The following is a 21,748-nucleotide window of genomic DNA, read 5'->3' as shown; positions in this document are numbered from 1 at the left end:
CGACCCCTCCCCGCAAGGGGGAGGGGAGCAGACGACGCCACCGTCATCCGCGCCCCGGAATGACGAACTGATCGTTTCATTCTAACGCAGAATGTGACCGCATGACCCATCCCGGCGAGCAGTTCTATCCTGAAGGCGTGCGTTGGGATGCGCCGATCGCGAAGGGCACATTGCCGGATCTGTTGGCGGAGGCGGCGCAGCAATTCGGGCCGCGGCCGGCGCTGGAGTTCCGCGATCGGCAGATCAGCTACACGAAGCTCCACGATCTGGCCGGGACAGCCGCTGCGGCGCTGCTCCGCGCCGGCTATGGCCCCGGCTCCTCGGTCGCGCTGTTTCTCGGCAACACGCCCGACCACCCGATCAATTTCTTCGGTGCGCTGAAGGCGGGCGCCCGCATCGTGCATCTGTCGCCGCTCGACGGCGAGCGCGCGCTGTCGCACAAGCTCACCGATTCCGGCGCGCGCGTGCTGATCACCACCGACTCCGCGGCGCTGCTGCCGATGGCGCTGAAGTTCCTCGACAAGGGTCTGCTCGACCGCCTGATCGTCTGCGCCGACGACGATTGGGGCGCGGTCGGCAATCCGCACGCCGCGCTGCCGGTCGATCCGCGCGTCGTGCGCTATGCGGATTTCGTCAGGGACGCGCAGCAGCCCGCCAGTTGGCCGGAGGTCTCGCCCGACGACATCGCGCTGCTGCAATACACCGGCGGCACCACCGGCCTGCCGAAGGGGGCGATGCTTACCCACGCCAACCTGACCTCGGCAGTGTCGATCTACGATGTCTGGACTCTGGTACGCGGCGAGGGCGTCCAGCGCGTGATCTGCGTGTTGCCGCTGTTCCACATCTACGCGCTGACGGTGATTCTGCTGCGCTGCCTGAAGATGGGCGACCTGATCTCGCTGCATCAGCGCTTCGAGGTCGCCGCGGTGTTCCGCGACATCGAGGAGAAGCGCGCCACCGCGTTTCCCGGCGTGCCGACGATGTGGATCGCGCTCGCCAACGATCCGTCGCTGGAGAGTCGCGATCTGTCGTCGCTGACGATGGCGGGCTCCGGCGGCGCGCCGCTACCGGTCGAAGTCGCGCGGCTGTTCGAGCGCAAGACCAAGCTCAAACTCAAGAGCGGCTGGGGCATGACCGAGACCTGCTCGCCCGGCACCGGCCATCCGCCGGAAGGCCCGGATAAGCCCGGCTCGATCGGATTGATGCTGCCGGGAATCGAGATCGACGTCGTCGCGCTCGAGGATTCGAAAAAGGTACTTCCGCCGGGCGCAGTCGGCGAGCTCAGGATCCGCGGCCCGAACGTCACCAAAGGGTACTGGAACCGGCCGCAGGAAACCGCGGAGTCGTTTGTCGGCGACCGTTTCCTCACCGGCGATATCGGCTATATGGACCCGGACGGCTATTTCTTTCTGGTCGACCGCAAGAAGGACATGATCATCTCCGGCGGTTTCAACGTCTATCCGCAGATGATCGAACAGGCGATCTATGAACACCCCGCGGTGCAGGAAGTGATCGTGATCGGCATCCCCGACGCTTATCGCGGCGAGGCGGCGAAGGCGTTCATCACGCTGCGCGCCGGTGCGGCCCCGTTCACGGTCGAGGAATTGCGCGACGCCCTCGCCGGCAAGCTCGGCAAGCACGAGTATCCGGCCGCTGTGGAATTCGTCACCGAATTGCCGCGCACCCCGGTCGGCAAATTGTCTCGCCACGAACTACGCAACCAGCTTTCCAAATCCACCAACCAGAGCCAATAGCAAACCGCACAGGGAGCCCCGCTCATGACCGACGCCGTTATCGTTTCCACCGCGCGCACACCGATCGGCAAGGCCTATCGCGGCGCGCTCAACGCCACCGAAGGCGCAACACTGCTCGGCCATGCGATCGGCGAAGCGGTCAAGCGCGCCAATCTCGATCCCAAGGAGATCGAGGACGTGGTGATGGGCTCTGCGATGCAGCAGGGCTCCACCGGCGGCAACATCGCCCGCAAGGCGCTGCTGCGCGCCGGCCTGCCCGTGACCACCGCCGGCACCACGATCGATCGGCAGTGCGCGTCCGGCCTGCAGGCGATCGCGCTCGCGGCGCGCTCGGTGATCTTCGACGGTGTCGAGATCGCAGTCGGCGGCGGCGGCGAGTCGATCAGCTTGGTGCAGAACGACAAGATGAACACCTTCCACGCCGTCGATCCCGAATTGCAGGCGATCAAGGGCGACGTCTACATGGCGATGATCGACACCGCCGAAATCGTCGCGAAGCGCTACGGCATCTCCCGCGAGGCGCAGGACGTCTACGCGCTGGAGAGCCAGCGCCGCACCGCGGCGGCGCAGCAGGGCGGCAAGTTCAACGACGAGATCGCGCCGATCGCGACCCGGATGGGCGTCGTCGACAAGGCCACCGGCGCGGTGTCGATGAAGGACGTGACGTTGTCGCAGGATGAAGGTCCGCGTCCGGAGACCACCGCCGAAGGCCTCGCAGGCCTGAAGCCGGTTCGTGGCGAGGGCTTCGCCATCACCGCCGGCAACGCCAGCCAGTTGTCGGACGGCGCCTCCGCCACCGTGGTGATGAGCGACAAGCTCGCGGCGCAGAAGGGCCTCAAGCCGCTCGGCATCTTCCGCGGCTTCGTCTCGGCCGGCTGCGAGCCGGACGAGATGGGCATCGGTCCGGTGTTCGCGGTGCCGCGGCTGTTGAAGCGCCACGGTCTCAAGGTCGAGGACATCGACCTTTGGGAGCTGAACGAGGCGTTCGCCGTGCAGGTGCTGTATTGCCGCGACAAGCTCGGCATCGATCCGGAGAAGCTCAACGTCAATGGCGGCGCGATCTCGGTCGGACATCCTTACGGCATGTCGGGCGCGCGCCTGACCGGCCACGCGCTGATCGAAGGCCGCCGCCGCAAGGCGAAGTACGCGGTGGTAACGATGTGCGTCGGCGGCGGCATGGGCTCGGCGGGTCTGTTCGAGATCGTGCACTGACGACCAACAACGTCATTCCGGGGCGCGAGCGCAGCTCGCGAACCCGGAATCCCGAGATTCAGGCCGGATGAACAGCTCGAGATTCCGGGTTCGCGCTCCGCACGCCCCGGAATGACACGGCAAGCGACATTGGTATTCACAAGGAGGATCCGATGGATCTGAACTTCAGCAAGGAAGAAATCGCGTTTCGCGACGAGGTGCGGGCGTTCTTCAAGGAGAACGTGCCGGCGAAGACGCGGCAGAAGCTGGTCGAGGGCCGGCACCCCAGCAAGGACGAGATGGTGGAGTGGTATCGCATCCTCCACAAGAAGGGCTGGGGCGTCACCCATTGGCCGAAGGAATTCGGCGGCACCGGCTGGAGCTCGGTGCAGCACTACATCTTCAACGAGGAACTGCAGGCCGCGCCGGCGCCGCAGCCGCTCGCCTTCGGCGTGTCGATGGTCGGCCCGGTGATCTACACCTTCGGCAACGACGCGCAGAAGCAGCACTTCCTGCCGCGCATCGCCAATGTCGAGGATTGGTGGTGCCAGGGCTTCTCGGAGCCGGGCTCGGGCTCCGATCTCGCCTCGCTCAAGACCAAGGCCGAGAAGAAGGGCGACAAATACATCATCAACGGCCAGAAAACCTGGACCACGCTGGCGCAATACGCCGACTGGATCTTCTGCCTGTGCCGCACCGATCCCACGGCGAAGAAGCAGTCGGGCATTTCCTTCATTCTGGTCGACATGAAGTCGAAGGGCATCACCGTGCGCCCGATCCAGACCATCGACGGCGGCTTCGAGGTCAACGAAGTGTTCTTCGATGACGTCGAGGTGCCGGTCGAGAATCTGGTCGGCGAGGAGAACAAGGGCTGGGACTACGCCAAGTTCCTGCTCGGCAACGAGCGCACCGGCATCGCCCGCGTCGGCATGTCGAAGGAGCGCATCCGCCGCATCAAGGAGCTCGCGTCGCAGGTCGAGTCCGGCGGCAAGCCGGTGATCGAGGACGTCAAGTTCCGCGAGAAGCTGGCTGCGGTCGAGATCGAGCTGAAGGCGCTCGAGCTGACCCAGCTGCGCGTCGTCGCCGATGAAGGCAAGCACGGCAAGGGCAAGCCGAATCCGGCGTCGTCGGTGCTGAAGATCAAGGGCTCCGAGATCCAGCAGGCGACCACCGAGCTGCTGATGGAAGTGATCGGCCCGTTCGCCGCGCCTTACGACGCGCATGGCGACGACGATTCCAACGAGACGATGGACTGGACCGCGCAGATCGCGCCGAGCTACTTCAACAACCGCAAAGTGTCGATCTACGGCGGCTCGAACGAGATCCAGCGCAATATCATCACCAAGGCGGTGCTCGGGCTGTAAGGCGCGGGGCATACGTCGAAAAACTCCGCGGCCGTCATTCCGGGGCGCGAGCAAAGCGAGCGAACCCGGAATCCATAACCCCTGACGGTGGATATGGATTCCGGGCCTGCGCCCCAAACGGGGCGCATCCCGGAATGACTAAGTTTGCGCGTTTCGCGCGAGATCAGTTTCGGACTTTGAAGGAAAGCCATCACCATGGATTTTGATTTGTCGGAAGAGCAGCGGCTGCTCAAGGAGAGCGTCGAGGGCCTGTTGAAGACCTCGTACGATTTCGACAGCCGCAAGAAATACGCGAAGGAAAAGGACGGCTGGAGCCGCGACGTCTGGGGCAAGTTCGCCGAGCAGGGTCTGCTCGGCCTGCCGTTCTCGGAAGAGGACGGCGGCTTCGGCGCCGGCGCGGTCGAGACCATGATCGTGATGGAGGCACTCGGCCATTCGCTGGTGCTCGAGCCGTATCTGCCGACGGTCATTCTCGCCGGCGGCTTCCTGCGCCGCGCAGGCTCGGCCGAGCAGAAGGCCGCGCATCTGCCCGGCATCATCGATGGCTCGAAGACGTTTGCGTTCGCGCAGCTCGAGAAGAACTCGCGCTGGGACCTCGGCGACGTCGCCGCCACCGCCAAGAAGAAGGGCGACGGCTGGATCATCGACGGCGAGAAGTTTGTGGTGCTGAACGGCGAGGCGGCCGATACGCTGGTGGTCACCGCGCGCACCTCGGGCGGCCAGCGTGACCGCGACGGAATCGGCGTGTTTCTGGTGCCGGCGAACGCCAAGGGCGTCTCGCGCAAGGGCTACCCGACCCAGGACGGCCAGCGCGCCGCCGACATCACCTTCACCGGCGTCGAGGTCGGCGCCGACGCGGCGATCGGCGATCCGGCCAACGGCCTGCCGCTGATCGAGCAGGTGGTCGACGACGCCCGCTCGGCGCTGTGCGCCGAGGCGGTCGGCGCGATGGATGAATCGCTCACCACCACGGTCGAGTACATCAAGACCCGCAAGCAGTTCGGCGTGCCGATCGGCAGCTTCCAGGTACTGCAGCATCGCGCCGCCGACATGTTCGTGGCCGCCGAGCAGGCCCGCTCGATGGCGATGTTCGCCACCATGGCGGCGGATTTCGACGACGCGAAGGAACGCGCCAACGCGATCGCCGCGGCCAAGGTGCAGATCGGCAAATCCGCCAAATTCGTCGGCCAGCAGTCGATCCAGCTCCATGGCGGCATCGGCATGACGATGGAAGCCAAGATCGGCCATTACTTCAAGCGGCTGACCATGATCGAGAGCAGCTTCGGCGACACCGACTATCACCTCGCCCGCGTCAGCGAATCCGGCGGGCTGATCTGAACTGGTGTCCCGGACGCGCTGCGGCATTCTTCATGCCGCTGCGCAGATCCGGGACCCCGGTCTACGGTTCGCCAGAACCGGGGCCCCGGATCAGCAGCGCACCACGCCGCAAGCGCGGCGCGCTGCGCAGCATCCGGGGCACGCAACCAACAACAAGAAACAATCAGGGAGCCCCGCCCATGACTGCCAACCCGTTCGATCTCACCGGCAAGGTCGCCGTGATCACCGGCTCGTCGCGCGGCATCGGTCGCGCATCGGCGGAATTGCTGGCGAAGCTCGGCGCCAGGGTGGTGATCTCGAGCCGCAAGGCCGACGCCTGCGAGGAGGTCGCCGAAGGCATCCGCAAGGAGGGCGGCGATGCGCATGTGATCGCCTGCAACATTTCGCGCCGCGCCGAAGTCGAGGCGCTGATCGAAGGCGCCAACGCCAAATACGGCAAGATCGATATCCTGGTCTGCAACGCTGCGGTGAACCCTTATTACGGGCCGCTGCTCGACATCCCCGACGAGGCGTTCGACAAGATCATGAATTCGAACGTGAAGAGCAATCTGTGGCTGTGCGCGCTGACGATGCCGCAGATGGCGGCGCGCGGCGGCGGCTCGGTGGTGATCATCTCGTCGATCGGCGGGCTGCGCGGCTCGACCGTGATCGGCGCCTACGGGATTTCCAAGGCGGCGGATTTCGCGTTGTGCCGCAGCCTCGCCGGCGAATGGGGCGAGCGGGGCGTGCGGGTCAATTGCGTCGCGCCGGGCCTGGTCAAGACCGATTTCGCCCGCGCGCTGTGGGAGGACGAGGCGGTGTTGAAGCGACGCACCGCCAGCACGCCGCTGCGCCGGATCGGCGAACCGCACGAGATCGCCGGCGCGGTCGCCTATCTGGGCTCCGACGCATCGACCTTCATGACCGGCCAGACCATCGTGATCGACGGCGGCGTCACCACCGCGTCGGTGTAGCCGGCGTCAAGTGGACGCCGGCTTTCGGAAAAGATCCTGCCCTGGCGCAAACGAAACGGAATTTGGACCGGTTGGTTTTTCAAATCGGTGCGACGGACCTAGAGCAGGATGACTCATCTTCGAATCGTCATCCCGCTCTAGGTTCTTGTTAGAGCATGATCTTTTCCGAAAACCGGTATCCACTTTTCGGGATCATGCTCTAGGCGGCGCGTACCTTGTTCAGGAAATTGCCGACCTGCAGTTTCAATTGGTTGCTGTCGCGCGACAAGGATTGCGCGGCCGAAAGAACTTGCGAAGAGGCCGAGCCTGTCTCGCTGGCGCCACTCCGCACGTCGCTGATGTTCGACGACACCTCGGACGTGCCCCGTGCGGCCTGTTGGACGTTGCGCGAAATCTCCTGTGTCGCCGCGCCCTGCTCCTCGACCGCAGAAGCAATCGTTGACGAGATCTCCGACATGCGTGCGATCGTCCCGCTAATCTCCTTGATCGCACTGACGGAGTCGTCGGTCGCCACCTGCATTCCGGTGATCTGCTGGCCGATCTCCCCGGTGGCTTTCGCGGTCTGCTCGGCAAGCGCCTTCACCTCGGATGCAACCACCGCGAATCCTCGACCTGCTTCGCCGGCGCGTGCGGCTTCGATCGTTGCGTTCAGCGCCAGCAGATTCGTTTGACCGGCAATGCTGTTGATCAGATCGACCACGTCCCCGATCCGGCTGGCCGCCTTGGCCAGATCGCCGACCCGATCGTTCGTCTTGCGGGCCTGGTCAACGGCTTCATTCGCAATCCGGGCCGACTCCTGAACCTGGCGGCTGATCTCATTGATGGACGACGCCATTTCCTCGGTCGCGGAGGCCACTGATTGAACGTTGGCCGAGGCTTCTTCGGACGCCGCTGCAACGGTGGTTGTGACCTCCTGTGTGCGTTCCGCTGACTTGGTCAGCGTGCTCGCAGAAGCCTCCAACTCGGTCGATGCGGAAGACACGGTTTCGACGATCTGACCGACCGCTGCTTCGAATTCATCGGCGAGCTTTCGCATCTCCGTCTTGCGCTCTTCCGCAATGCGGCGTTCGCTTTCTTGCTGTCCGCAGCGCAGCCGCTCGACTTCAAGGGCGCTTGCCTTGAATACTCCAACGGCGCGGGCCATCTCGCCCAATTCGTCGCCGCGTTTGATGCCCGGAATATCGGCATTGAGATCGTTCTTGGCGAACAGTTCCATTACTTCCTTCAGCTTGCCGATCGGTTTCGATAGCCCCCTGACGCCAATCCACAGTGAGACGATGAGGCCGAACAAAAGGCCCGCGATCGAGAACAGCAGGCAATTCTGAATGGTCGAATCGGTCGCATCCGTCAGGTCGCCTGAGGCCTTCTCGGCATACGCAATGATGCCGTCATTGATCTTTACGTGCGAACGGGTCGCGGCTTCGATTCTCGGTACACACTCGAGTTTCAGGCGTTCGGCGGCCTTCATATTGTCTTCGGGCGAGCGCGTCGACATCGCGAATGCGACCGCGGGCCCGCAAGCCAGAAACGCTTGCTTGTATTGAGCGAGAATCGGCTCATACGCGGCTGATTTTTCCGGCAGCTTGACGAGGATGTCCGCCATGCGCGCCTCGAGATCTCGTTGGGTTTCGGCGACTCTCGCCGCGAGTCGCGACACGCCGTCATCGGTTGTTTCAGTCGCCATTTGAAAGGCCGCCGATACGAAGGCCTCTGCTTGCCGGGCGGCGCGGACCTGGCTGACCGTGCCCTTATCGATGCGACCGACAAGATCGGAGTACGAATCATCAATGCGTTTCATCTGGAGCGTCGCGAAACTTATCGATCCCAGGCAAACGATCGCTAACAAGCCGACGATGATCGCAATTTTTAGAGAGATTGTTACGTTGTTGAGCCAATTCATCTTGCGTACTCCGAAGCCTAAATGAAAGAAATGCTGGTGGAGTCGAAATGTTGTTCGGCGGGACGGACCGGTACACACATCGATGCGACCGCAACTCTCTGTTCGGAGTTAAGGGGCGATTGAGTAAAACTACGAAGCCTCGGGTTCCGGAGAGTAACTGGTACAGACAATTCGCCAATGAGTGGCGATAACGATATCAGTAGATTCATTTCAAGAGAGTCCCGCCAGGATGGCAAAACCGATGTCGACAGCCACGTCGAGTAATTGATATGTCGACTACCCGACATATGCCTCCGTTCAGTAGGGCGAGACGAGGCGTTTTGGTAGTGATCGTGTCTAAGAGGTGCAGCGCGCTGGCGCGCGGCAATCTTTGATTGTGATCATGGACGCTGCAATCCAGGAGGTGTCAAATCCACGCCATTGATTCGTTGATTGCTGAGTAGTCGAGACGCAGTGGACTCCTAGGAAAGTGCTTTTTCCGGAGACGTGCAATGCTCCTGCTAACTGACCGGTGTCAGGACGAGGGTCGAATCAAACGAGATCTCGGCCTGGTTCGGAGGTGTCGTGTTGTCACGCCTCACGCGCCATTCCGCCGGGGCGCCGACCATGCACTCATCGTGAGTGATTTGAGGTTGGATAATTTCGTCCAGGTGTCGTTGTTGCGATCAGCGCTATCGCAATACCGACAATCCGGGCAGCCGTTTCTGTGTCTTCTGCACGAGGTCACCCATCGCGCGCTCCAGCAGGCCAACGCCCTGGGTGCAACCGCGGTGCTGCCTATCGATGCTTCGCGTGAACAACTCGTCAGTACAGCCCTCCGATTACTGCAAGAGGCAGGCCCAAGTGGGGCTGGGATGGCGTGCGACGACACCCGGGAGCTTGCTGCGCGCGCAGGATTGGTCCTGGTCGAAATGATGGACGCAGTGCGTGATGGCCATCCGCTGGACAAGCGACTGCTTCTCGAAGGAGCTGAATTCGTTCTGGAAGCAATCCAGAGCGCAGGTGTTCGCCAATGGCTAGATCTGGTGTTGCAGCACGACGACAATACTTATCAACACTGCTTGCTTGTCGCAGGTTTTGCGGCCGCAGTTTCCGTATCGCTGGGCTTTCATTCGAAGGATCGGGGGCGTGTCACGGGCGCTGCGTTGCTCCATGATATCGGAAAGGCGCTAATCCCTCAGGCGATTCTGAACAAGCCGAGTCGGCTCAGCAGTGAGGAGATGGCAGTCGTGCGAACGCACACCCAGATTGGCTACGATATGCTTAAGGGACAGGACACGCTGGACGACGAACTTCGAAGTGCCGTCCGCAATCATCACGAATTTCTCGATGGTACGGGCTATCCGTCAGGCCTCCGGGGAGACCAGATCCCGGACCTGATACGGTTGTTGACGATTTGCGACATCGGATCGGCTCTGATCGAACGAAGGCCCTACAAGAGTCCCTTGAGTGTTCCGGATGCGATTGCCGAGATGCGTCGCATGAATGGAAAGCTTGATCATGACATTCTGGACGAGTTCCAAAAGGCAGTCTTCGTTGGTTGAACGCGAACGCGCGATTAGATCATGATCTCGAAAGGTGGATGCCGCCTCTTTGACGAGATCATGCTCAAGCAACAGGCTGCGGCAGGATGACGATTCGAAGATAAGTCATCGTACTATTTGAAAAATTCATTGCGGTGAGACGAGTATCGATTTTCAACGGGGCAGCGCATGACAGCGGATCTTGCCAGGGGCGATATTTTCATTATCGATCGCGATCGTCGCCTGCGTGCCTTGCTATCGACCGCACTCCTTCGGTCCGGTTATCGGGCGGTCTGTTTTGCGGACGACCACGCTCTGCTGAAGACAGCGCGTGCGCAGCGCCCCGCCTGCATATTAGTCGAAGAGATCGCGGCCTGGTCGGTTCTGCAACGGATGCACACGGCTGACTATCTCGTTCCGATCATTTGCACGTCGGAAGCTGGAAGTATTGAGGTCGCCGTCAGGGCGATGAAAGGCGGAGCGGTGGATTTCATCGAGAAGCCCTTCATCGTCGACGATGTCGTTCGGCGGATTGGCGAGGCAGTCGCGACGGATTCCAAGCGGTGGCGGATCGCTGCCGGTGCGGTCGACGTTTCGCTGCTGGAACGGCCTCTCACCCGTCGCGAAATCGATGTGCTGCGGGAGTTCGTGGCCGGCAATTCGAACTGGGAAGCCAGTGAGCATCTCGGTCTCAGCGTCCGAACGATCGAGTTTTTCCGGTCGCGATTGATCAAAAAGTTCCACGCGAAAAGTCTACCGGATTTGGTTCGTATCATCTTGACTGGCAACGGCCTCAATCCGGGCTGTCGCGTCGGTTCACGCCATGAGTGTTGCGAATGCGAGCGTCGCCGATGCGGCGATGCGGGTTCAGCCGATCGCACGTCTCGCGCCGATTCATGAGCGCCGACAGATAGCCCGGGATTTCTGGATCGAAATGAGTGCCGATGCATTCGCCGATGCCCTCGCCAGGAGCGATCTGCAGCATTGGCGCCGTGCCAACCCGGCGTCGTAGAGCTTGGGAGTGAACACCGCATTCGCCGCGACGAGTTTCTCTGTCGACGGCGGCGCCTCAGCCCGGCGCATCGAAGGTCGAGCGGATCCCAAGGACAAGCCGCTTCCGATGGTGGGGCGAAAACCATCGGTTGTGCGGCACACAAGCGGCATTGCCGATATTGACGGCGCGGCCGTGATCGGGTGGTGTGCGGCGCAACCACCTTGACATCCGCAATTCGGGACCAACGCTCATGCCTTTCGTGATGGCCATCGATCAGGGCACCACCTCGTCGCGCGCGATCCTGTTCCGCGGCGACATCTCGATCGCGGCGTCCGCGCAGCAAGAGTTTCCGCAGCATTTTCCGGCCTCGGGCTGGGTCGAGCACGAGCCGGAGGACATCTGGAATTCGACGCTGTCGACCTGCCGCGCTGCGATGGAGAAGGCCGGCGCCAGGGCCAGCGATATCGCCGGGATCGGCATCACCAACCAGCGCGAGACCGTGGTGGTGTGGGACCGCGTCTCCGGTCAGGCGATCCACCGCGCCATCGTCTGGCAGGACCGGCGCACCGCGGATGTCTGCACCCGGCTCAAGGCCGACGGCTATGAGCCGATGATCACCGACAAGACCGGCCTGATCGTCGATCCATATTTCTCCGGCACCAAGGTTGCGTGGCTGCTCGACAACGTGCCTGGCGCGCGCGCCCGCGCCGAGCGCGGCGAGCTGATGTTCGACACCATCGATTGCTATCTGTTGTGGCGGCTGAGCGGCGGCACGGTTCACGCCACCGACGCCACCAACGCCTCGCGCACCCTGCTGTTCAACATCCACACCGGCGAGTGGGACGACGAACTGCTGAAGCTGCTGCGGGTGCCGCGCTCGATGTTGCCGGAGGTCAAGGATTCTTCGGCGCATTTCGGCGACAGCGCCTATGAGCTGTTCGGCGGCAGCATCGCGATCCGCGGCATCGCCGGCGACCAGCAGGCCGCGACCATCGGCCAGGCCTGCTTCACCCCCGGCATGATCAAATCGACCTACGGCACCGGCTGCTTCGCGCTGCTCAACACCGGCGCGACGCCGGTGCGCTCGAACAACAAGTTGCTCACCACAATCGCCTATCAGCTCGACGGCAAGCGCTCCTACGCGCTCGAAGGCTCGATCTTCGTCGCAGGCAGCGCGGTGCAGTGGCTACGCGACGGGCTCGGCATCATCAAGCACGCCAGCGAAACCGGTCCGCTCGCCGACAAATCCGATTCGATGCAGAGCGTCTATCTGGTGCCGGCCTTCGTCGGCCTCGGCGCGCCGTACTGGAATCCGCGGGTGCGCGGTGCGCTGTTCGGCATGACGCGCAACACCGGGCCGGCCGAACTCGCCCACGCCACGCTGGAGAGCGTCTGCTACCAGACCTACGATCTGTGGGCGGCAATGCGCGCCGATTGGCCCGACGCCGATGCGGCCCCTCCGGTGCTGCGCGTCGACGGCGGCATGACCGCGTCGGACTGGACCATGCAACGCCTCGCCGATCTGCTCGACGCCCCGGTCGATCGCCCGGTGATCCAGGAGACCACGGCGTTGGGCGCGGCCTATCTCGCCGGCCTCAGCGCCGGCGTCTATCCCGAACCGCAAAAATTCGCCGACAACTGGCGGCTCGATCGCCGCTTCAAGCCGGCGATGAGCGCGGCCACGCGCGAGCGCAAGCTGGCGGGGTGGGGACGGGCGGTGAAGGGGTTGCTGGCGAGCGACGAGGGGGAGTAGGAGAGCGAGCAGGAGTTGCAGATGCTGCTTCCAGACGGCTATTCCGACGTTCCTCCGGGAAAGATTGCGGCTGTGGTCACGCATCTGCAGATGACGACGCGACCATCCTTGCTTCCGGAGCGGGCGGGTCCGTGGACGCTGCGTCGCGTTGCTGATCCGGATGTCGGCTGGTTCCGCGATCTGTTCGATCGCGTCGGCAGCGAATGGCTGTGGTTCTCGCGCGTTCGGATGTCCGACGACGAACTCCGTGGGACCATTCATTCGCCTCTGGTGGAGATCTATGCGCTCGGTTGTGAGGGCAGTGACGAAGGTCTGATCGAACTGGACTTTCGAAAGCCAAACGAGTGCGAAATCGCATTCTTCGGCGTGACCGCTGGTCTGGTCGACAGCGGCGCCGGTCGTTGGCTGATGAACCGTGCGTTGCAGGCGGCATGGTCGCATCCGATCGATCGGCTCTGGCTCCACACCTGCACATTCGATCATCCCAAGGCGCTGGCCTTCTACCAACGCGCGGGCTTCGTCCCGTTCCGCCGTCAGATCGAGATTGCAGACGATCCCCGCCTCGATGGCGCCGTCCCGCGCGCCAAGGCCAGGCATATTCCGATTATCGGTTGATCAGCCGCAGGGTGGGCAAAGGCGCGTAGCTCCGTGCCCGCGCCGACTTGCGGTGCGGCGGGCACGCTTCACTCGCTTCCCCGCGAGTTCAGCGCGTATCAAAGCCCTCTCCGTCGTCATTCCGGGATGTGCTGCGCAGCAGCGCAGGCCCGGAATCCATATCCCTGGACTTGCGTCGAGCCATAGCGTTGCTACGCCACGGCAACCACCAAGGCCAGGGAGTATGGATTCCGGGTTTGCGTAGCTCCGCTACGCGCCCCGGAATGACGAACGTGAGTTTTTTCGACTGATCGATGTCGCTCCAGCCTATTCGCGTGCACCTCAGGATGACGCTGCGCAATCATGCTGAGAGTCTGCTCGGACGACGAGCGAGCGGAGGGCGGCTCAGCGAAGCGTCGTCCGCCATTTCTTCGCGCGCGTCGGCGGATGAAGCGCTTTGCGCTGATCTTCCCGACGGTCCGCAAGCGACGATCGCACGCTCACAGGTCGCCGCCGCGGAGCAGTTTGCGGCCGCTGGCGGCGCGGGACATCGCATCCTTGCAGGGCTCGCTGACGTCGGCGATGTTGGCTTTCATGCAGGCCCTGACGCCGCCGGTGCCGCGCTTGGCGCTGGCGCACAGCCGGGTGACATCGTCGCGGCACACCTTGCTGCTCACCGCCACCGAGAACACGCGCTCCTCGCAGGTCTGCGACAGGCCGATCAGCTGCTTCTTGATGCAGGCCTTGATGCGACCCTGGCCCGGCGCGATCCCGGCGCACAATGCCTTGACGTCGGCCGCGCAAGGCTTTCCCGGCTGCTGGGCCAGCGCGGTAGACCCCGACAGCAGCAGCGCCGCCAGCGCAATGAGTCCCGATCGTCGCATCGACATCGCGATCCTCCCATGAGCAAGCGCAGAGCGCTCGGCACAGGTCGGTTGTTAGCCGCTTCTCGTTGGGCGCGCTCTGGCGACCGAACACTAGGGCATCACGCGCGACTTGTCATGACCCTGTCAACCGCGGCGCGGCATTCGATCTATACGCGACGGACTCACCGAAGCGCTTACTTTGCCGCGACTTTCTGCTTCCGCCAGGCGAGATGCACCGCGCAGTTGCAGCCGGGCGGGTGTGAGGGGAGTTCGGTGTCGGCGTCGTTCGCGGCCGGCAGCAATTCGCCCGACGGCGCCAGCGGCGGCATCGCTTCCTGCGCTGCGCCGGCGGGCTGCGGCTCGGGGATGTAGTTCAGCACCGGGGCGAGCCAGCGTTCGGCCTCGGCTGTGCTCCAGCCCTTGCGCCGCGCGTAGTCCTCGACCTGATCGCGCTCGATCTTGCCGACGCCGAAATAGGCGCTCTCGGGGTGGCTGAAATACAGCCCCGACACCGACGAGCCCGGCCACATCGCATATGACTCGGTCAGCGTCACGCCGGCATTGACCTCGGCGTCGAGCAGCCTGAACAGCGTCGCCTTCTCGGTGTGATCGGGCTGCGCCGGATAGCCGGGCGCCGGGCGGATGCCCTGATACTTTTCGAGGATCAGATCATCGACCGACAGCGCCTCGTCCGGCGCATAGCCCCAGAATTCGCGGCGGACGCGGGCGTGCATCCGCTCGGCGAAGGCTTCGGCGAGGCGGTCGGCCAGCGCCTTGACCAGGATCGAGGAATAGTCGTCGTTGTCGGCCTTGAACTTGTCGGCGATCACGTCCTCGCCGATCCCGGCGGTGACGACGAAGGCGCCGATATAGTCCGGCACGCCGCGCGGCGCGATGAAGTCCGACAGCGCCGCATTGGCGCGGCCCTCGCGCTTGACGAGCTGCTGGCGCAGCGTGTGCAGCGCGCCGATCGAACTGTCCCGCTTGTCGTCGGCATACAGGATGATGTCATCGCCGACCGCATTCGCCGGCCAGAACCCGATCGCCGCTTTTGCAGTGAACCAGTTCCCGGCGACGATGCGCTCCAGCATCTTACGGGCGTCGGCATAGAGCGACCGCGCGGCCTCGCCGACGACCTTGTCGTCGAGAATCGCGGGGAAACGCCCGGCGAGCTCCCAGCTCTGGAAGAACGGCGTCCAGTCGATGGTGTCGACCAGCTCCGCCAGCGGATAGTTGGTGAAGCTGCGCACGCCGAGGAACGACGGCTTCACCGGCTTCGCAGCCGACCAGTCGATCTTCGTCGCATTGGCGCGCGCGGCCTCGAGCGGCAGCCGCTTCTTGTCGGCCTGCGCGCGCAGATGCGCGGCGGTGATCTTGGCGTAGTCGGCGCGGATCTCGGCCGCATAGGCCGGGCCGCGCTCGCGCGACAGCAGCGACGAAGCGACGCCGACCGCGCGGCTGGCGTCATTGACATGCACCACGCTGCCGGCCGGATAAGCGGGGTCGATCTTCACCGCGGTGTGGACGCGGCTGGTGGTGGCGCCGCCGATCAACAGCGGCATGTCGAGGCCGTTGCGCTGCATCTCGCCGGCGAGGAAGCTCATTTCATCCAGCGACGGCGTGATCAGGCCGGACAGCCCGATGATGTCGGCGCCCTCGGCCTTCGCGGTCTCGATGATCTTCGCGGCGGGCACCATCACGCCGAGGTCGATCACCTCGAAATTGTTGCACTGGAGCACGATGCCGACGATGTTCTTGCCGATGTCGTGGACGTCGCCCTTCACGGTCGCGAGCACGATCTTGCCGGCGGTGGCGCGCTCGCCGGTGTGGGTGCCGGCGGCAAGCTGCGCGGCCTTCTCGGCCTCCATGAACGGCATCAGATAGGCGACCGCCTGTTTCATCACGCGGGCGGATTTCACCACCTGCGGCAGAAACATCTTGCCGTCGCCGAACAGGTCGCCGACCACGTTCATGCCGGCCATCAGCGGGCCTTCGATCACATGCAGCGGGCGTTCCGCTTTCGCGCGGGCTTCCTCGGTGTCGGTCTCGATATATTCGGTGATGCCGTGCACCAGCGCGTGGCTCAGCCGCTGTTCCACCGGCCAGCCGCGCCAGGCGAGGTCCTGCTCCTTCGCCGCCTTGCCCTGGCCGCGATATTTCTCGGCGAGCGCGAGCAACCGCTCCGAAGCGCCCGGATCGCGGTTGAGGATGACGTCCTCGCAGACCTGGCGCAGTTCTGCGTCGATGTCGTCATAGACGATCATCTGCCCGGCATTGACGATGCCCATGTCCATGCCCGCGTGAATCGCGTGATACAGGAACACCGAATGCATCGCCTCGCGCACCGGCTCGTTGCCGCGGAACGAGAACGACAGGTTGGAGACGCCGCCCGAGACATGCGCGTGCGGCAGGTTCTTGCGGATCCAGCGCGTCGCCTCGATGAAGTCGACGCCGTAGTTATTATGCTCTTCGAGCCCGGTCGCGATCGCGAAAATGTTCGGGTCGAAGATGATGTCTTCCGGCGGGAAACCGATCTGATCGACCAGGATATCGTAAGCGCGCTTGCAGATCTCGGTCTTGCGCGCGTAGGTGTCGGCCTGGCCCTTTTCGTCGAACGCCATCACCACCACCGCGGCGCCATGGCGGCGCGCGATATTGGCCTCGTGCAGGAACTTCTCTTCGCCTTCCTTCAGCGAGATCGAGTTCACCACCGGCTTGCCCTGCAGGCACTTCAACCCCGCCTCGATCACCGCGAATTTCGAACTATCGACCATCACCGGCACCTTGGCGATGTCCGGTTCGGCGGCGACGAGGTTCAGGAAGGTGACCATCGCGGCTTCGGAATCGAGCAGCCCTTCGTCCATGTTGACGTCGATGATCTGCGCGCCGTTCTCGACCTGGTCGCGCGCGACCTGCAGCGCCGCGGCGTAGTCGCCGGCGGTGATCAGCTTGCGGAATTTCGCCGAGCCGGTGACGTTGGTGCGCTCGCCGACATTGACGAAGGGAATGTCGGGGGTCAGTTCGAACGGCTCGAGTCCGGACAGCCGCAGCCGCGGCGCGATCTCCGGCACGACGCGCGGTTTGTGCGGGGCGACCGCCTGCGCGATCGCGGCGATGTGGTCCGGCGTGGTGCCGCAGCAGCCGCCGACGATGTTGACGAGGCCGTCGCGGGCGAATTCGCCGACGATGCGCGCCATCTGCGCCGGCGTCTCGTCGTACTGGCCGAATTCGTTGGGCAGGCCGGCGTTCGGGTAGGCGCAGACCAGCGCGTCGGCGACGCGGCTGAGATCGGCGACATGCGCGCGCATGTCCTCGGCGCCGAGGGCGCAGTTGAAGCCGATCGTGATCGGCCTGGCGTGCCGCACCGAATTCCAGAAGGCTTCCGGCATTTGCCCTGAGAGCAGGCGGCCGGATTTGTCGGTGATGGTGCCGGAGATCATCACCGGCACGTCGATGCCGCGCGCTTCGGTGATTTCGGCGATGGCGTAGAGCGCCGCCTTGGCGTTGAGCGTGTCGAAGATGGTTTCGAGCAGCAACAGATCGGCGCCGCCGTCGAGCAGGCCGTTGATCTGCTCGCCATAGGCGATCCGCAGATCGTCGAAGGTCACCGCGCGATAGCCCGGATTGGCGACGTCCGGCGAAATCGAGGCGGTGCGGTTGGTCGGGCCGATCGCGCCCGCGACGAAGCGGGGTTTGCCGTCCTCGGCTGCCACTGTTGCGGCGGCGTTGCGGGCGAGGCGGGCGCCCTCGAAACTCATCTCGTAGGCGATCTCGGACAGGTCGTAATCGGCCTGCGCGATCGAGGTCGAGGAGAAAGTGTTGGTGGCGACGATGTCGGCCCCGGCGCGCAGGTAGGCGGCGTGGATGTCCTCGATCGCCTGCGGTTGGGTCAGGATCAGCAGGTCGTTGTTGCCGCGCAGGTCGCGGTGGAAATCCTTGTAGCGGTCGCCGCGGAACGCAGCTTCGTCGAACTGCAATTGCTGGATCATCGTGCCCATCGCGCCGTCCAGCACGAGGATGCGCTCGGCGGCCAGCGCCAGCAGTTCGGTCCGCTTCGGAGAGATCGGCTTGGTCATGAATTCACGCGGCTTTCTGTGCGACCTGCGGCCGAAGGCCGAGCAGATGGCTGATCGCGAACACGAGGTCCGCGCGGTTCATCGTGTAGAAGTGGAAGGTGTCGACGCCGTGCTTGGCGAGCTTGTGGACCTGGCCGGCGGCGACCGTCGCCGCCACCAGCTTGCGGGTGTCGGGATCGTCGTCGAGCCCTTCGAACTGCTTTGCCAGCCAGTCCGGCACGCTGGCGCCGGCGCGCGTGGCGAAGTTCGAGGCCTGCTTGAAGTTCTGCACCGGCAGGATGCCGGGCACGATCGGAATGTCGATGCCCCGGGCGCGGACGCGATCGAGGTAGCGGAAGTACAGATCGTTGTCGAAGAAAAACTGGGTGATGGCGCGGGTCGCGCCGGCATCGACCTTGGCTTGCAGCATGTCGAGGTCGGCGTCGAAGCCGGTGCTTTCCGGATGTTTCTCGGGATAGGCCGACACCGTCACCTCGATATCGGGATGCCGGCGCTTGATCGAGGCGACCAGATCGGCGGAGCTGCGATAGCCCTGCGGATGCGGCGTGTAGGCGCCGCCGAGTCCGCTCGACGGATCGCCGCGCAATGCGACGATGTGGCGAACGCCGATGTCGTAGTAGCGCTCCACCACCTCGTCGACATCCGCGCAAGGCGCATCGACGCAGGTGAGGTGGGCCGCCGGCGTGAGATGGGTTTCGCGCAGGATGCGGGCGATGGTGGAGTGGGTGCGCTCGCGGGTCGAGCCGCCGGCGCCGTAGGTGACCGAGACGAAGCGTGGCGTCAGCGGCGCGAGCCGGCTGATCGCCTGCCACAGAGTGCGCTCCATCTCGTCGGTCTTCGGCGGAAAGAACTCGAAGGAGATCGCCGGAATGTGCTGCAGCACGTCGCTCATATCACGTCATCCACGCTGGAAGGTCGAAGGCCGGACGCAGTCGTCGCTTCCGCCGGCCGCGCTGGGGCGCGAGGCGGTCAGCCTGGCTGCACAAATTAAGCTGATCGGTTCTGCCAATCCAGCCCACTCAGGATGAAATGACGATGGGAAATTGCCCATCAACGCAATTCAACGTCAGAAATATTGATGTTGTCTCAAGGATCGTGGGCAGGAAGGCAATCATTCTGGGGCATTTCGTAGGCATTTACCGCAGAATGTGCTCGAAAAGTTGGAATATTCCGCATCCTTCCCTCGATGGCGGAGTGGGTGACCTCGGGCCTCCCCGAGGTTTGCCCACCAGCAAACCGTAGCTACCCTCTACGGCGAATTTCCTAGCCAATTACCTTTGCGCGACCTTCGGTTGAGCGCTAGCTTAATGGGATGTTACCGCTCTCCATCCTCGATCTTTCCGTCGTCACCACCGGCACGCCGCCGGCGGCGGCCTTGCGCAACTCGATCGACCTCGCCCGGCATGCCGACAAACTCGGCTATGTCCGTTATTGGCTGGCCGAACACCATAATCTGCCGTCGGTCGCGAGCCCGGCGCCGGAGATCATGATCGGGCAGATCGCTGCGGTGACCGAGCGCATCCGCGTCGGTTCCGGCGGCGTGATGTTGCCGAACCACGCGCCGCTGATGGTCGCCGAGCGCTTCAAGATGCTGGAGGCGCTGTTCCCCGGCCGCATCGATCTCGGCATCGGTCGCGCGCCGGGTACCGATCAGGCCACCGCCCATGCGCTGCGGCGCCGGCTTGATGTCCGCGAGGGTGATGATTTCCTCGAGCGGCTGCAGGAACTGACGCTGTGGGAGACTCGCGGCTTCCCGGCCGGCCATCCCTACAACAACGTCGTGGCGATGCCGGATGACGCGCCGCTGCCGCCGATCTGGCTGCTCGGCTCCAGCGACTACAGCTCGGAACTCGCCGCTCAGGTCGGGATGGGCTTCGCGTTCGCGCACCACTTCGCGTCCTACGACGCCGCCGAAGCGCTGACGCATTATCGCGCCAGTTTCCGGCCGACCCGCTGGCGTAGCACGCCGCACGGCATTCTCGCTGTGGCGGCGGTGATCGCCGACACCGACGAAGAGGCCGAGCGGCTCGCGCTCTCGATGGACGTCAGCCGGCTGCTGCGTGATCGCGGTCGCTACGTGCCGCTGCCGAGCGTCGAGGAGGCGCAGGCCTATCCGTTGACCGACGCCGACCGCGCCTCGATCGCGCGCAACCGCTCGCGGCTGTTCGTCGGCAGCCCGTCGACGGTGATGCAGGCGCTGCAGCCGCTGATCCGCGCCAGCCAGGCCGATGAGTTGATGGTGATCACCGCGACCCACGATCACGACGCCCGCAAGCGCTCGTATAGTTTGCTCGCGGATGCGTTCAAGCGGCAGAGGGTTGCGGCGTAGTGAGCGCCGCTATCGGGACGTGCGAGCCGTGCAACGTATGACAAAGTCGTCATCCTGAGGCGCCGCCGCGACGCGGCGGCCTCGAAGGATGCGGCCGCAAGTAACCGCCGCGAACAGCTGCACGGCCCATCCTTCAAGGCGCGCAAGTGGCACGCACTCCGGATCAAGTCCGGGGGCAGGCTCTCAGGATGTCACAAGTCGATTAGTCGCGCTCACCGCTCGGTAAACGTCGCCCGGAACGGGTGGCCCGGATAGACGCCGACGATGCGGAATTCGCGCGAGAAGAATTTCAGCTCGTCGAGCGCGAAAGCGAGGTTGCGGTCTTCGGGGTGGCCGTCGACATCGGCGTAGAACTGCGTGGCGAAGAAATTGCCGTCGACCATGTAGCTTTCCAGCTTGGTCATGTTGACGCCGTTGGTCGCGAAGCCGCCCATCGCCTTGTACAGAGCGGCCGGCAGGTTGCGCACCCGGAATACAAAAGTGGTGACCAGCGCGCCCGACCCCTGCGCCGCCCAGCGCGGCTCGCGCGCCAGCATCACGAAGCGGGTGGTGTTGTGGGTTTCGTCCTCGATGTCTTCGGCAAGAATGTCGAGGCCGTAGATCTTCGCCGCCAGCCGCGACGAGATCGCCGCGCAACTCTTGTCGCCACGCTCGGCGACGATCCGCGCCGAACCGGCGGTGTCGCCGGCGACGATCGGCCGGAGGCCGAACTTGCGGATGATACGACGGCACTGACCGAGTGCATGGACGTGGCTCTCGACCGTCCTGATCTCCTCGAGCTTCGCGCCCGGCACGGCGACCAGTTGATGCCGGATCGGCAAAAACCATTCGCCGACGATGTACAAGCCGGATTGCGGCAGCAGATGATGAATGTCGGCGACGCGGCCAGCGACCGAGTTCTCGATCGGGATCATGCCGAGATCGGCCTCACCCGAGGAGATCGCGGCGAGCGCGTCCTCGAAGGTGGCGCAAGGCAGCGCTTCGGCGCTGGGGTAGGCGTCGCCGATCGCGATGTGCGAGTTGGCGCCGGGCTCGCCCTGAAATGCTATTTTCATGGTCTTGGTCATCGGTTCCAAACTGTTGGCGCGCGTTCTATCAGCCGCAGCGGTTTTC

Annotated in this window: 16 protein-coding genes; 11 read left to right on the top strand and 5 right to left on the bottom strand. The window is 64.1% G+C overall.

The features are described from left to right. Positions 1-101: 101 nt before the first annotated feature. The 5 genes from pimA (at position 102) to BMY71_RS07920 (ending at position 6,600) form a co-directional block, all read left to right on the top strand. A complete protein-coding gene (gene pimA / locus BMY71_RS07940) occupies positions 102-1,754 on the top strand; it encodes a dicarboxylate--CoA ligase PimA (protein ID WP_092682917.1) in 1,653 nt (550 codons plus the stop codon). A gap of 24 nt (positions 1,755-1,778) precedes the next feature. Continuing rightward, on the top strand, positions 1,779-2,966 hold the full coding sequence (locus BMY71_RS07935; protein WP_092682916.1) for an acetyl-CoA C-acyltransferase: 1,188 nt from the start codon (positions 1,779-1,781) through the stop codon (positions 2,964-2,966). A 152-nt stretch (positions 2,967-3,118) separates the two neighbouring features. Next, a complete protein-coding gene (pimC, locus tag BMY71_RS07930) occupies positions 3,119-4,309 on the top strand; it encodes a pimeloyl-CoA dehydrogenase large subunit (protein ID WP_092682914.1) in 1,191 nt (396 codons plus the stop codon). A gap of 195 nt (positions 4,310-4,504) precedes the next feature. Continuing rightward, the gene (gene pimD / locus BMY71_RS07925) at positions 4,505-5,647 is read left to right on the top strand and encodes a pimeloyl-CoA dehydrogenase small subunit (protein WP_092682912.1); all 1,143 of its coding nucleotides are present in this window, start codon (positions 4,505-4,507) and stop codon (positions 5,645-5,647) included. 179 nt (positions 5,648-5,826) lie between these two features. Then, complete coding sequence (locus BMY71_RS07920; protein ID WP_092682910.1) at positions 5,827-6,600, top strand: SDR family NAD(P)-dependent oxidoreductase; 774 nt, start codon at positions 5,827-5,829, stop codon at positions 6,598-6,600. 199 nt (positions 6,601-6,799) lie between these two features. Here the strand turns inward: BMY71_RS07920 and BMY71_RS07915 are convergent, their stop codons facing one another. After that, positions 6,800-8,500 carry a methyl-accepting chemotaxis protein gene (locus tag BMY71_RS07915; protein ID WP_092682908.1) on the bottom strand — a complete coding sequence of 567 codons (1,701 nt, stop codon included), beginning with the start codon at positions 8,498-8,500 and terminating at the stop codon, positions 6,800-6,802. A gap of 632 nt (positions 8,501-9,132) precedes the next feature. Here BMY71_RS07915 and BMY71_RS07910 point away from each other — a divergent pair. The 5 genes from BMY71_RS07910 (at position 9,133) to BMY71_RS07895 (ending at position 13,385) form a co-directional block, all read left to right on the top strand. Further along, complete coding sequence (locus BMY71_RS07910; RefSeq protein ID WP_175557632.1) at positions 9,133-10,044, top strand: HD-GYP domain-containing protein; 912 nt, start codon at positions 9,133-9,135, stop codon at positions 10,042-10,044. Between the two features lie 168 nt (positions 10,045-10,212). Then, positions 10,213-10,923: a response regulator transcription factor gene (locus tag BMY71_RS07905; RefSeq protein WP_011503934.1), complete on the top strand. Its 711-nt coding sequence runs from the start codon at positions 10,213-10,215 to the stop codon at positions 10,921-10,923. 121 nt (positions 10,924-11,044) lie between these two features. Next, positions 11,045-11,242: a hypothetical protein gene (locus tag BMY71_RS24335; RefSeq protein WP_139202613.1), complete on the top strand. Its 198-nt coding sequence runs from the start codon at positions 11,045-11,047 to the stop codon at positions 11,240-11,242. 25 nt (positions 11,243-11,267) lie between these two features. Further along, positions 11,268-12,770, top strand: coding sequence for a glycerol kinase GlpK (glpK, locus tag BMY71_RS07900; RefSeq protein WP_092682904.1), 1,503 nt, complete (start codon positions 11,268-11,270; stop codon positions 12,768-12,770). Positions 12,771-12,791: 21 nt separating this feature from the next. Next, on the top strand, positions 12,792-13,385 hold the full coding sequence (locus BMY71_RS07895) for a GNAT family N-acetyltransferase (protein WP_092682902.1): 594 nt from the start codon (positions 12,792-12,794) through the stop codon (positions 13,383-13,385). 479 nt (positions 13,386-13,864) lie between these two features. On the opposite strand, the gene BMY71_RS07890 is transcribed toward BMY71_RS07895, so the two are convergent. From BMY71_RS07890 to metF, 3 genes are all read right to left on the bottom strand, one after another. Next, on the bottom strand, positions 13,865-14,254 hold the full coding sequence (locus tag BMY71_RS07890) for a hypothetical protein (protein WP_092682900.1): 390 nt from the start codon (positions 14,252-14,254) through the stop codon (positions 13,865-13,867). A 170-nt stretch (positions 14,255-14,424) separates the two neighbouring features. Beyond that, positions 14,425-18,306 (bottom strand): methionine synthase, encoded by a 3,882-nt coding sequence (gene metH, locus BMY71_RS07885; protein WP_092682898.1) that lies wholly within the window; start codon positions 18,304-18,306, stop codon positions 14,425-14,427. 4 nt (positions 18,307-18,310) lie between these two features. Beyond that, a complete protein-coding gene (gene metF / locus BMY71_RS07880; RefSeq protein ID WP_092682896.1) occupies positions 18,311-19,198 on the bottom strand; it encodes a methylenetetrahydrofolate reductase [NAD(P)H] in 888 nt (295 codons plus the stop codon). Between the two features lie 420 nt (positions 19,199-19,618). Here metF and BMY71_RS07875 point away from each other — a divergent pair, with 420 nt between their 5' ends. Next, a complete protein-coding gene (locus BMY71_RS07875) occupies positions 19,619-20,635 on the top strand; it encodes an LLM class flavin-dependent oxidoreductase (RefSeq protein ID WP_011503928.1) in 1,017 nt (338 codons plus the stop codon). A 212-nt stretch (positions 20,636-20,847) separates the two neighbouring features. Here BMY71_RS07875 and BMY71_RS07870 read toward each other — a convergent pair whose 3' ends face one another. Next, positions 20,848-21,702 carry a prephenate dehydratase gene (locus BMY71_RS07870; protein WP_011503927.1) on the bottom strand — a complete coding sequence of 285 codons (855 nt, stop codon included), beginning with the start codon at positions 21,700-21,702 and terminating at the stop codon, positions 20,848-20,850. Positions 21,703-21,748 lie beyond the last annotated feature (46 nt).

The sequence above is a fragment of the Rhodopseudomonas pseudopalustris genome (assembly GCF_900110435.1).
GTDB classification, from domain to species: Bacteria; Pseudomonadota; Alphaproteobacteria; order Rhizobiales; family Xanthobacteraceae; genus Rhodopseudomonas; species Rhodopseudomonas pseudopalustris.
The sequence above is the reverse complement of the archived record's forward strand: the minus strand, read 5'-3'. Positions and strand labels throughout refer to the sequence as shown.